We start from the raw sequence: 11951 nt of genomic DNA, 5'->3' as shown, positions 1-11951 counted from the left end.
GCGGCGGCCGACGGCCCTGGCTCGCCGTCCGGGCAGGGGCAGGAGGACGCGATACCTTCCGCGGTCGACAGGACCCAGGCCGTCAGCGTACTCAACGCCACCGGGACAGCAGGGCTCGCCACTACCGTTGTGGGCCGTGCGGCGTCCGAGGGATGGACCGGTGCGATCGCCGGCAACTGGGCCGGGCCGCCGGTCGACGCGTCAGTTGTCTATTACAGCAGTGCCGACCAGAGGACGGCCGCCCAGGAGATTGCGGCCGTCCTCGGCATCGAAGAGGTGGTGACCAGCCCCGACGTCGCGCCACTGATCACCGCTGTCCTCGGACCTGCTTTCGAGTAACGGTCGGTGCCGCGTCCGGCGCGCACCGCAGGAGTCGATCGGTGGACGCCGAACCGCTGCACCCGGCGGAGGATCTCGAATGAGGCGACGTCTCCGACTACGTGCAGGTCACGGCCGAATCGACCCGGCCTCACGGGAAAGGTCAACAGCCGGGGCGCGGCGTCCTCCTACTCCTTGAGGGGAATGCCGCGCGCGTCCCTGCTGAAGGTCTGTGCTCCGACGAGGATCATGATCCCCTCGATGAACCCCCAGAGTGCCCCGAAACCGAAAGTCACGAAGGTGACGATGATCTGTACCACGCCGATGGTCGTATAGCCCAGGTAGAAGCGGTGGATGCCGAGCGATCCGAGGAGGATGCCGAGCAGTCCCGCCACCAGCCGGGACCTCTGCTCGGGGTAGCCCTGGCCGTAGGGGCCCGGCCGCTGGTAGGGACTCTGCTGGTAGGGACTCTGCTGGTAGGGACTCTGCTGGTAGGGACCCTGCTGGTAGGGACCCTGCTCGTAGGGGCCCGGCTGCGAATAGGGACTCTGCTCGTAGCGAGCCGGCTGGTTGGGACCCTGCTCGTAGGGGCCCGGCTGCGGATAGGGACTCTGCGCGTAGGGACTCTGCTGCGGGTACGGATCGGGTTGCTTCGGGGCCGCCCCGTACGGCCCGGGCTGATACGGGGCCGAGGGGTAGGACCCGGCGCCGGCCCCCGGCTGTGCCCCGGGTTCGGGTTGGCTGGTGCCGCCCGGCTCCGACAGGGGATCCGGCTGGTGCTCTGGGTTCGTTGACACTGCTCTCCTCTTGATCGTCCAGTCCAACCCCCAACCTATGCCTTGCCGGGGCCCTCCGCTATCGGGTAAGCCCCTGTCTTTTGCCGCTGCGCCTCAGGGGTGGCCCGGGGCTGTGCGCCGGGCTGTCCGGCTTGCACTCGGGATGTGGGAGTGCTAATTATTGAGTTAGCACTCGGACCGGTTGACTGCTAAGCAGCGGGTATCGAGTGAAGCACGCAGACCTCTGTGGTGAGGGTGAGTGCCGGAACGTAAAGAGATCGTTTCGGCCGAGTCCGTCCGTCGCGGGCATCGCAGATCGGTAGGCATTCGTATGCTGACATGCACAACTGTCCCCGAAAGGACCTAAGCCGTTATGGCCAAGATCATTTCTTTTGATGAAGAGGCCCGTCGCGGCCTCGAGCGTGGATTGAACATCCTCGCTGACGCCGTCAAGGTGACGCTGGGCCCACGCGGCCGCAACGTTGTCCTTGAGAAAAAGTGGGGCGCCCCCACGATCACCAACGATGGTGTCTCCATCGCGAAGGAGATCGAACTCGATGATCCGTTCGAGAAGATCGGCGCGGAGCTCGTCAAGGAAGTTGCGAAGAAGACAGACGACGTAGCCGGCGACGGCACCACGACCGCCACCGTCCTCGCACAGGCCCTCGTCAAGGAAGGCCTCCGCAACGTCGCCGCCGGCGCCGATCCCCTGAGCCTCAAGCGCGGTATCGAGAAGGCAGTTGCTGCCGTCACCGAGGAACTCCTCGCCTCCGCCAAGGAAATCGAGACCAAGGAAGAAATCGCGGCCACGGCTTCCATTTCTGCCGGCGACACGCAGATCGGTGACCTCATTGCCGAAGCGCTCGACAAGGTGGGCAAGGAAGGCGTCATCACCGTCGAGGAGTCGAACACGTTCGGCCTCGAGCTCGAACTGACCGAAGGCATGCGGTTCGACAAGGGCTACATCTCCGGTTACTTCGTCACCGACGCAGAACGCCAGGAAACGGTCCTCGAGGATCCCTACATCCTGATCGTCAACTCGAAGATCTCGAACGTCAAGGACCTTGTTGCAGTCCTCGAGAAGATCATGCAGTCCGGCAAGCCGCTGCTGATCATCGCTGAAGACGTCGAGGGCGAGGCCCTGGCCACGCTCGTCGTCAACAAGATCCGCGGTACCTTCAAGTCCGTTGCCGTCAAGGCTCCCGGCTTCGGCGACCGCCGCAAGGCCCAGCTGGCCGACATCGCCATCCTCACCGGTGGCCAGGTCATCGCCGAGGAAGTCGGCCTCAAGCTCGAGAACGCCACGCTCGACCTGCTCGGCACCGCCCGCAAGGTCGTTGTCACCAAGGACGAGACCACGATCGTCGAGGGTGCCGGCGACGCCGATGCCATCGCCGGCCGTGTGGCCCAGATTCGTGCGGAGATCGACAACTCCGACTCCGACTACGACCGCGAGAAGCTGCAGGAGCGCCTGGCCAAGCTGGCCGGCGGCGTTGCAGTCATCAAGGCCGGAGCAGCAACCGAGGTTGAGCTCAAGGAGCGCAAGCACCGCATCGAGGACGCAGTGCGCAACGCCAAGGCAGCGGTCGAAGAGGGCATCGTTGCCGGCGGCGGCGTGGCACTGATCCAGGCCGGCGCGAAAGCGTTCGCCAGGCTCGAGCTGACGGGCGACGAAGCGACCGGAGCGAATATCGTCCGGGTCGCGATCGACGCGCCCCTGAAGCAGATCGCCTTCAACGCCGGCCTTGAGCCGGGCGTCGTGGTGGACAAGGTCCGTGGACTGCCCGCAGGCCACGGCCTGAACGCAGCAACCGGAGTCTACGAGGACCTGCTGGCGGCAGGCGTCAACGACCCCGTCAAGGTGACGCGCTCTGCCCTGCAGAACGCCGCCTCGATTGCAGGTCTGTTCCTGACCACCGAAGCAGTTGTCGCGGACAAGCCTGAGAAGGCTGCTGCCGGCGGCGGCGGCGGGGACGACATGGGCGGCATGGGCGGAATGGGCGGCTTCTAGCCCGACTGTTCATCACTGATCCAAAGGAAGCGGCACCCCGGCGGGGTGCCGCTTCTTTTCGCGTGGGTGCTCACCGCGTGAACAACCTCGCGTTGCTCAGTTCCGCCTCTGCATACTGTGCTGTGGCGATGGAGAGGGCTTCATTGATGCCCATCAGCGATTCCTCCACCTGCGCCTGGGTTCCGTACCACTGGGTGATGAGCTGCTGGAAGTTCGCGGAGGCCTGGCCGCCCCAAAGTACCTCGAGTTCCCGCAGACCCGCCTGCATACTGTTGACTTCCGCCTGCAGGCGGAAGATTGTGCCCTGCACCGAGCTGCTCCTGGCCGCCAGGGTGTCGGTATCTACGGTGAAGAAGGTCATGGGTTCGCTCCTGGTTCGAGATGGAAGGTCGACTCTTCCGACGCTAGGCTGCGGATCCTCCCGATGAGTGACTCAGTAGCGGTGTGTGGACAAAACGGCACTCATGCGTCGGCAGTGGAGGAGTCCGTCGCCGTCGCCGGTGTGTTCCCGGCGTGCGGGAACCGGACCGACAGGGTGGCGCCCCCGCCGGGGGTCTCCTCCAGGCGCACCGTCCCATCGTGCTGGGCGACGAGCGCCGCGACGATGGCCAGGCCGAGGCCGGTGCCGCCGGTCTCCCGGTGCCGGGACGAGTCCGCGCGGTAGAAGCGCTCGAAGACGCGGGCGGCGTCCTCCTCGGAGATGCCCGGCCCATGGTCCCTCACTTCGAGCACCGAGCTGCTGTGCCCGGACAGCACCGGCGCCACGCCCACCGCTATCTCGATCGGCGTGCCGTCCGGGGTGTACCTCAGGGCATTGGTGATCAGGTTGGCGACGACCTGCCGGATCCGGGACTCGTCCCCGATGGTCGGCGCGGGTTGGGGTTTGCCGCCGTCGAGCCCTGTCACAGTGATCCGCCGGTCGGGCGCGATGGCGCGGGCGTCGAGGGCGGCGTCGTTGCCGAGCACCATGAGGTCGACCGGCTTGGCATCGAGCGGCCGCTGCTCGTCGATCCGTGCAAGGGTGAGCAGGTCCTCGACGAGCTGGCCCATGCGGATGGCTTCACTCTCGATACGCCCCATCGCGGCCGCGATGTCCTCGTCCTTGGCCAGCGCGCCATGACGGTAGAGCTCGGAGAAGCCGCGGATCGTCACCAGCGGGGTCCGGAGCTCGTGGGACGCGTCGGCGACGAAGCGGCGCATCTTGCGTTCCGACGCGGTCCGGGCGGCGAAGGCATTCTCGATATGGGCAAGCATCGCGTTGAGCGACCGGGAGAGCCTGCCGATTTCGGTGGTCGGCCGTTCCACCTTCACGCGACGGGACAGGTCCCCGGCCGCGATGGCCGCCGCCGTCCGTTCAACCCTCGCCAGCGGTTGGAACTGGCGGGTGACGGCCGCGAACGCGATGAGGGAGGCCACCGCGGTGGTCAGAAGCCCCGAGGTGAAGATGATTTCCGCGGCCTCCTGCACCGAATCGTTCACCGTCGAGAGGGGGGATGCGACGGCAAGGTAGCCTTCCTGGTTCCGGAACGGCACCACCTTCACCCGCCACCCCTCGCTCGTCGAATGGGTGCCCGCCGCCTCGAAGCCACGCCGGTCCAGCTCCCGGATGCGTTCGTCCGACAGGCCCTCGAGCTTCGGCGCGTCGGAGTCGTCGGGTAACTGGGTCTGCCGGAGCACCGTGCCGTCAGGGTCGAGGATCGCGCCGTAGAACTGCAGGAAGGGTGCGTCCCCGGGGAGGGTCGAGGCGTAGAACGATTGTGCCACCGCCTCTGCGTTGGAGGCGAGGTCCGTATCCATGCGCTCGATGAGTCCGTCCCGCAGCAGTGAGACGGTGGCGAGACCGGTGATGCCCACGGTGATGACCATGAGCAGGGTCATGATCGCCACCAGCTGGGAGCGCAGCGAGGCCGAGTTCCACCGCCGCATCACCGTGCCGCTGACCTACCGCTTGTCGGGGGTTCGCAGAAGGTACCCCACGCCGCGCTTGGTCTGGATCAGGGCGACGGCGTCGGGGTTCCGGTCGATTTTGCGCCGCAGGTAGGAGATGTAGGACTCGACGATCGACGCATCCCCATTGAAGTCGTACTCCCAGACGTGATCGAGGATCTGGGCTTTCGAGAGCACCCGGTTGGGGTTCATCATCAGGTAGCGAAGCAGTTTGAATTCGGTGGGGGAGAGGTCGATTGTCTCGTCGGCCCGTCGTACTTCGTGGGCATCGTCGTCGAGTTCGAGGTCGGCCACGCGGATCACGGCGTCGTCGTCGTCCATCGGCTGGGTGCGGCGCAGTACGGCGCGGATCCGGGCGACCACCTCGTCGAGGCTGAACGGCTTGGTCACGTAGTCGTCGCCCCCGACGGTCAGTCCGGTGACCTTGTCGTGGGTATCGTCGCGTGCGGTGAGGAAGACGACGGGGAAATGGCGCCCGGCCGCCCGCAGCCGCCGCGTGACGGTGAAGCCGTCCATGTCCGGCAGCATCACGTCGAGGACCGCTAGGTCAGGGTTGTGGGTTTCCGCTGCGGCGAGCGCTTCGCGGCCGTTCGCGGCGGCGACGACGTCGAACCCGGCGAAGCGCAGGGACGTCGAGAGCAGTTCGCGGATGTTCGGTTCGTCGTCGACGACCAGCAGCTTGGCTTCAGGGCCTGTTTTCTTCACGGTTGCCATTGTTCCCGCGTTGTCTGGGAATTGGCTGGACGTTTACTGGAAGACTTGTTCCCGCGACGGCAGCTCACCCGCTGAGCCCCGCGGCATCGAGGATCCGGTAGGCGTAGCCCTGCTCGGCGAGGAAACGCTGCCGTTTCGCGGCGAACTCCTGGTCGAGCGTGTCACGCGCCACGACGGTGTAGAAGCGGGCGGCGCGTCCGTCGGCCTTCGGGCGCAGCAGCCGACCGAGACGCTGTGCTTCCTCCTGGCGGGAGCCGAAGGAACCGGAGACCTGGATGGCTACCGAGGCCTCGGGCAGGTCGATCGAGAAGTTGGCCACCTTCGACACCACGAGGGTGGTCAGTTCGCCCCGGCGGAAGGCCTCGAAGAGCCGCTGGCGCTCCCTGACAGGGGTCTCACCCTTGATGACGGGCGCGTCGAGGCGGGCGCCGAGATCGTCGAGCTGGTCGATGTACTGGCCGATCACCAGGAGTTGTTCACCGGAGTGCGAGGCGACGAGCTTCTCCACCACAGCCGACTTGGTGTCGGACGTGGCGCACAGGCGGTACTTGTCGCCGTCATCGGCCATGGCGTAGGCGACGCGCTCGTCGCGGGGGAGGTCGACGCGGACCTCGACGCAGTCCGCAGGCGCGATATACCCCTGCGCCTCGATGTCCTTCCATGGCGCGTCATAGCGCTTCGGGCCGATGAGAGAGAAGACCTCTCCCTCCCTGCCGTCCTCGCGGACCAGGGTGGCGGTGAGTCCCAGCCGGCGCCGCGCCTGCAGGTCGGCGGTCATCTTGAAGATCGGGGCGGGCAGCAGGTGAACCTCGTCGTACACGATCAGGCCCCAGTCGTTGGCGTCGAGCAGCTCGAGGTGCGGGTACAGGCCGCCGCGGCGCATCGTCAGGACCTGGTAGGTGGCGATCGTGACCGGACGGACCTCCTTCCTGGCCCCGGAGTATTCGCCGATCTCATCCTCGGTGAGGGAGGTCCGCTTCAGCAGTTCGTCCTTCCACTGGCGTGCGGAGAGGGTGTTGGTGACGAGGATGAGGGTGGTGGTCTTGCTGGTCGCCATGGCGGCGGCCCCGACGATCGTTTTTCCGGCACCGCAGGGAAGGACCACGACGCCGGATCCTCCGGACCAGAAGTTCTCCATGGCGAGCCTCTGGTAGGGCCGCAGCGTCCAGCCGTCCTCCTTCAGGTCGATGGGGTGCGGCGTCCCGTCCACGTAGCCCGCGAAATCCTCGGCCGGCCAGCCCAGTTTCAGCAGGAGCTGCTTGAGCGCGCCGCGCTGCGAGGAGTGGACCACCACCGTTTCACCGTCGATCCGGGGGCCGAGGAGGGGCTGGATCTTCTTGGCGTGAAGCACTTCCTCGAGCACGGGGTAGTCGGTGGTGCGAAGCACCAGCCCGTGCTGCGCATCCTTTTCAAGGCGCAGCCTTCCGTACCTGGACATCGTGTCCTCGATGTCGATGAGGAGGGCGTGCGGAACCGGGAACCTCGAGTACTTGAGCAGGGTGTCGAGGACCTGTTCGGCGTCGAGCCCGGCGGCGCGCGCGTTCCACAGACCGAGCGGAGTGAGGCGGTAGCTGTGGACATGTTCCGGTGCGCGCTCCAGCTCGGCGAAGGCGGCTATCGCATGCCGGGCCTCCGTGGCGAGCTCGTGGTCGACCTCGAGCAGGATGGTCTTGTCGCTCTGCACAATCAATGGACCGTCAGTCATCGGCCGGTGTTCCCTCCACTATTTCCACATCCATGACCCGGTGCACCGAGACAACTTTCTCCACCTGCTGCTGCGGATCGAATACCCGCACACGGCCTTCGGAGACTGACAGTGGAACAAGGATCTGTCGGACGGAATTCCCCGAGCTGTCGGCGGTGCCCAGGCGCACCGGCACCTTTCGGCGGATGGCGGTCCTCAGGGTCTCCAGCCCGAGGAGCATCTCGCTTTCCCGTCCCTGCCCGCGGGAACGGTCCACGGGCTGTGTCCCCCGGGAGCGCAGTGCGGCCAGCTGTGTGTCGATATCCTCGTCGCTAAGCGAGAAGGGGTTGAGCCGCGCACGGGAGGCAGCGGGCGACAACGACGGCGGACCGGCCGGTGCGTCGCTGCCGGAATGCGTCGCGTCCCCGGGGCTGCTCTGCCGGCCCCGGCCACGGTGCGGCTCGTCGGCGCGTGCCTCGGGCGCCGGTGCGTAGCCGAGACCACGCAGGAGCGAGGTCAGCTCCGCCGGACTCGCAGGGGAGGCGATGACGGTCGGGGCCAGCCGGACGAGCCCGAGGGCCGCCGCACGCGGGTCGGCGAGCAGTGCGGCCACGACGGCGTCGTCCTCCGTCCGCAGGTAGCTGGCGGCCCGCCCTACCCGGAGGCTGCCGTACCTGCCCGCGGTGTCCTCGACGAGGTAGGTGAGCGCCTGCGGGACGTCAGTGGCAGAATGCTCGGTGAGGAATGCAGTGATCGACGCGGCGTCGTGGCCGGCGTCCAGCGCCCGCCGGATGGAATCCTCGGAGAACCGGTAGGTGGTCGCGGGTCCCCGGCCCTCGGGGGTCGAGAGCACCAGCAGTTCGCGTGCCACGGCGGGTTCAAGGTACCCGGGAGCGATGGCGGTGAGGTCGGCCTGCAGGACGACGCGGCTGACAGGTGCGGGAAGGGCGGCCTCGACGGCGGCGGCGGCATCGTCGGTACGGCCCTGCTCCACCAGGAAGCCGATGGACGTCAGCGCGCCGCTTCCGAACAGTCCCAGCGCGGCGGCCTCCGTCAGCATCCCGGGAACGAGGCGCTCGAACCGCCGCCGGAGCCGAGGCTGGTGCCAGGACAACCACTCGATCAGGTCCTGCCCGGCGAAGCCCGCGACCGGCAGGGACGCCGCGGCATCCGGTGCTTCGCCGGCGGGCCTTCCCACGAGTTCCACCGCAGCAGTCAGCATCCGGCGGCGCACCACGGGAGCGTCCGGGCGCACCCCTTCCGCCGCCAGCGCGTTGATGGCACTGCCGTCCGCGGATTTCGAGCCGGCCAGTGAGGGTGCGCGATCCAGTGTGAGCCAACCGCGCACGAGGATGAGCCACTGCTCATGCCTGCTGCGGGAGCCCCAGGCTGCCTCCGACGGCTTCCACCGGGAATCATCGACATCGAGGACCAGCAGGCCGGAAGCGGCGGCCACCTCAAGCAGCCATGGCGTGTCCCCCACCCCGCACTGCAGCACGTCCGTCAGCCGGCGGAGCTCCCGGACCCCGACGCCGCCCGAGCGGAGGGTGGCCACAGGGGTTGCCGCGGCAGCAGCGAGCAGCGCCGACACCATGCGCAGGAATTCGGCGACCGCACTGAGAGCGGCGTTGTCCCGCACTGCCCCGCGCACCTCAAGCGGCGTTCCGGCCGGCGGCGTGGCATCGAGTGCGGGGAACACCCGATGCCCGCGCACGGCCCGCCCCACCGCGCGCGGCAGCTCGACGTGCTTCGCGTCCAGCGGGGCGAGGAGTGCCCGGCGCAGCAGCCAGGGGACAGGGGAGGAGGCGTCTCCGCTCCTGCCCTCAGGGGTTGCGCCCACGGGCGAAGCGGCAAGCCGGTCCAGGACGGCACGGGTACCCTCGGGTGCTTCCGCCAGCATCACGACCCAGGACTGCGGCGAATCGATGGCTCTTTCGAGTGCCTCCGCAGCGGAAGCGGGAGTATGGACCGGCTGTTCTCCGGCTGCCTGTTCCCCGATCACTTTCACTGCTTCGACGAGCCGCGGCCCGTACGTAGGGATGCTCCGGGCCAGGGACTTCAGCGGGCGGCCGAGGCTCGCAGGATAGGGGCCCGCCGCGTCCCCGAGCGAACCCACGGGGACATACGTCCCGGTATCGCCGCTGCCGCGGTACAGCAGGGCGAGGCCGCAGAGCTGCTCGGCGAGGCGGTGCAGGGTGTCGGCGTCAGCCTCCCCGAAGGCGTCCTTCAACCCGGCCAGCCCGACGCCGGCTTCAGGAGCGGAAGAATCCCCGGAGACCAGAACCGCCTCCAGCACCTGCTGCTGCGGCACGGTGACGTTCTCGAGCGCCCGCTGCAGGCTGCCGCGCGTCGAGGCCCGCGCAGCAAGGGCCGAAAAATCCGGCACGGGAGGGAGGATCAGGTCAGGGCGCGCCGAGAGAAGCTCGCGCAGCTCGGAGTCGGTGCGCGAAGCCAGCTGATCGGCCAGGGCGCGGATGGCGGACATTGGCTCAAGATTACCCGGTGCCGTGTCGGGTCAACTGCGCCGTCGGGCCAGTACCCCGGCGAACACCACGACGGCCATGAGCAGGAAGCCCAGCGGAAGGCAGGTATAGGCGAGGAGTACCCAGCCCGACCAGATGGGAGCCTGAAACCAGGCAGCGGCGAGGATGACGATCAGCGCAACCAGACCTGCTCCCGCACAGGTCACAGCAAGAACCATCAGCACCAGCCGAACGTACAGGCCGTTCGCAGCAGTGGGCGGAACTGCACCCCGCGGGGAGCCTTCTGGTCCGGGCGCGGCGGTTCCGCGGGTTTCATGGGGGTTCATAGCTCTTCCAGCCTACAAGAACGACGGCGAGGGCCGGCACCGAAAAGGGGATAATCTAGGTGCTACAAACTTCTCCGGCGGGCTGCGGCACACCGGTGGCACCCGTGCCACCGGTTGTGGAATCGGCCGGAACTCCACGGGCAGCGCGCGTACGGCGCCGCCGCAAGTTAGGAAAAGGTAACTGACGTGCCCATTGGCAAGGTGAAATGGTTCGACACCGATAAGGGATTCGGTTTCCTGGCGACCCACGACGGCAAGGAGGTCTTCCTCCACGCCTCAGCACTGCCCGCGGGAGTGACGGAGGTGAAACCGGGGACCAAACTGGAGTTCGGCGTGGCCGATGGCCGCAGGGGCCCCCAGGCGCTTTCCGCCCGGATCCTCGAGGCCCAGCCCTCTATCGTCAAGGCCACGCGCAAGAACGCGGATGACATGGCCGTCATCACCGAGGACCTGATCAAGCTCCTTGACGATGTCTCCAACGGCCTTCGGAAGGGTCGCTATCCCGAGAAGTCCCATGCCACCAAGGTGGCTGCCGTCCTGCGCGCAGTCGCCGACGACCTGGACGCCTGAGGCGCCGATGATGACCAGCGGCCAGTCCCAGTCCGACGACGACGCCTTCCCCGACGCGGGCGTCGTTCCTGCCCCCGTTGCGAAGCGCCGCGCAGCGAAGCGGCCGGCAAAGGCCGATGCGCTGCTTGAAGCCGCAGTCGACTTCGCGCGAGCAGGCGTGCTGCAGGTTGCCTCCAACGAACAGGTGGGCCGGCACGTCACCTCCTATCCTGATGGCGAGCGGTTGCTCACCCACCGGTTCGAAGCGTTTGTGCCCGGATACGGGGAGTGGGAGTGGTTCGCCACCCTCGCACGCGTTCCGCGCGGCAAGGAACCCTCGATCTGTGAGGTGGGACTATTGCCTTCCGACAGGGCGCTGATCGCCCCGGAGTGGCTGCCCTGGTCGCAGCGGGTGAGGCCGGAGGATTCGCAGGACGCCGAGGTACCTCCTGCTGCCGTCGAGAAGCCGATGGTGGTGGAGGACGGCGTGGTGGTGGAAGGTTCGCAGCAGGAGCCGGCGGAGGACGCCGAGAGTGCTGACGCTGCCGGCGACGAGCCCGCGGAGGCACAGGGAACCGGGGCGGACAGCTAGGTGGGGCGGGACGGGGCAGGGGAGGAAGCAGCGGGCGAATGAGCACCTTCCGGTCCTTCGGTATCCGCAACTACCGCCTCTGGTTCATCGGGGCGATGGTGTCGAACATCGGGACCTGGATGCAGCGCACTGCGCAGGACTGGCTGGTCTACGACATCCTGACCGAGCAGAACGCCTCTGCCCTCGGGATCGTGATGGCGCTCCAGCTCGGTCCGCAGCTCCTCATCGCACCCTGGGCCGGCCTGGTGGCCGACATCGTGGACCGCCGGAAGCTCCTTATTGTCACCCAGCTCCTGATGGCTGCCCTGGGGGTGGGGCTCGGGCTGATGGTGCTTGCCGACGCCGCAGAACTGTGGCACGTCTACGCGTTCGCGCTCGCGCTCGGCGTCGTCTCCGCCTTCGACGCCCCCGCACGCCAGGCCTTCGTGTCGGAGCTGGTCCGCGACGACTACCTCCCCAATGCGGTGGCCCTCAACAGTGCATCCTTCAACGGCGCCCGGCTGGTGGGACCCGCCGCGGCCGGCCTGCTGACCGCCGGGGTCGGGCCCGGG

Annotated in this window: 12 protein-coding genes; 5 read left to right on the top strand and 7 right to left on the bottom strand. The window is 67.7% G+C overall.

Annotated features, from left to right (window positions below; all coding sequences use genetic code 11):
• On the top strand, window positions 1-339 hold a 339-nt coding region (locus Y704_RS22815), incomplete at its 5' end, for a LytR C-terminal domain-containing protein (RefSeq protein WP_162149409.1).
• A 167-nt stretch (window positions 340-506) separates the two neighbouring features.
• On the opposite strand, the gene Y704_RS25300 is transcribed toward Y704_RS22815, so the two are convergent.
• Window positions 507-1115: a TM2 domain-containing protein gene (locus tag Y704_RS25300; RefSeq protein ID WP_051476987.1), complete on the bottom strand. Its 609-nt coding sequence runs from the start codon at window positions 1113-1115 to the stop codon at window positions 507-509.
• Between the two features lie 352 nt (window positions 1116-1467).
• On the opposite strand from Y704_RS25300, the gene groL reads away from it, so the two are divergent.
• The gene (gene groL, locus Y704_RS0111940; protein WP_026550296.1) at window positions 1468-3105 is read left to right on the top strand and encodes a chaperonin GroEL; all 1638 of its coding nucleotides are present in this window, start codon (window positions 1468-1470) and stop codon (window positions 3103-3105) included.
• 70 nt (window positions 3106-3175) lie between these two features.
• Here the strand turns inward: groL and Y704_RS0111935 are convergent, their stop codons facing one another.
• From Y704_RS0111935 to Y704_RS0111910, 6 genes are all read right to left on the bottom strand, one after another.
• Window positions 3176-3466, bottom strand: a complete 291-nt coding sequence (locus tag Y704_RS0111935; RefSeq protein ID WP_026550295.1) for a WXG100 family type VII secretion target — start codon at window positions 3464-3466, stop codon at window positions 3176-3178.
• Window positions 3467-3567: 101 nt separating this feature from the next.
• The gene (locus tag Y704_RS20870) at window positions 3568-5031 is read right to left on the bottom strand and encodes a sensor histidine kinase (protein ID WP_035772562.1); all 1464 of its coding nucleotides are present in this window, start codon (window positions 5029-5031) and stop codon (window positions 3568-3570) included.
• 15 nt (window positions 5032-5046) lie between these two features.
• A complete protein-coding gene (locus tag Y704_RS0111925; protein WP_026550294.1) occupies window positions 5047-5766 on the bottom strand; it encodes a response regulator transcription factor in 720 nt (239 codons plus the stop codon).
• Between the two features lie 64 nt (window positions 5767-5830).
• Window positions 5831-7471, bottom strand: a complete 1641-nt coding sequence (locus Y704_RS0111920) for a DNA repair helicase XPB (RefSeq protein WP_026550293.1) — start codon at window positions 7469-7471, stop codon at window positions 5831-5833.
• A complete protein-coding gene (locus Y704_RS0111915; protein ID WP_026550292.1) occupies window positions 7464-9935 on the bottom strand; it encodes a helicase-associated domain-containing protein in 2472 nt (823 codons plus the stop codon). The genes Y704_RS0111920 and Y704_RS0111915 overlap by 8 nt, the downstream gene beginning before the upstream one ends.
• Before the next feature lie 30 nt (window positions 9936-9965).
• On the bottom strand, window positions 9966-10259 hold the full coding sequence (locus tag Y704_RS0111910; RefSeq protein ID WP_026550291.1) for a hypothetical protein: 294 nt from the start codon (window positions 10257-10259) through the stop codon (window positions 9966-9968).
• 186 nt (window positions 10260-10445) lie between these two features.
• Here Y704_RS0111910 and Y704_RS0111905 point away from each other — a divergent pair, with 186 nt between their 5' ends.
• The 3 genes from Y704_RS0111905 to Y704_RS23500 all read left to right on the top strand — a co-directional run.
• Complete coding sequence (locus tag Y704_RS0111905) at window positions 10446-10829, top strand: cold-shock protein (protein ID WP_026550290.1); 384 nt, start codon at window positions 10446-10448, stop codon at window positions 10827-10829.
• Window positions 10830-10839: 10 nt separating this feature from the next.
• Window positions 10840-11400 carry a DUF3027 domain-containing protein gene (locus Y704_RS20865; RefSeq protein WP_035772561.1) on the top strand — a complete coding sequence of 187 codons (561 nt, stop codon included), beginning with the start codon at window positions 10840-10842 and terminating at the stop codon, window positions 11398-11400.
• A gap of 38 nt (window positions 11401-11438) precedes the next feature.
• A partial coding sequence (locus Y704_RS23500; protein WP_035772573.1) for an MFS transporter occupies window positions 11439-11951 on the top strand: 513 nt, incomplete at its 3' end.

Origin of the sequence: Arthrobacter sp. Br18 (assembly GCF_000520555.1) — a bacterium.
GTDB lineage: Bacteria > Actinomycetota > Actinomycetes > Actinomycetales > Micrococcaceae > Arthrobacter_D.
The sequence above is the reverse complement of the archived record's forward strand: the minus strand, read 5'-3'. Positions and strand labels throughout refer to the sequence as shown.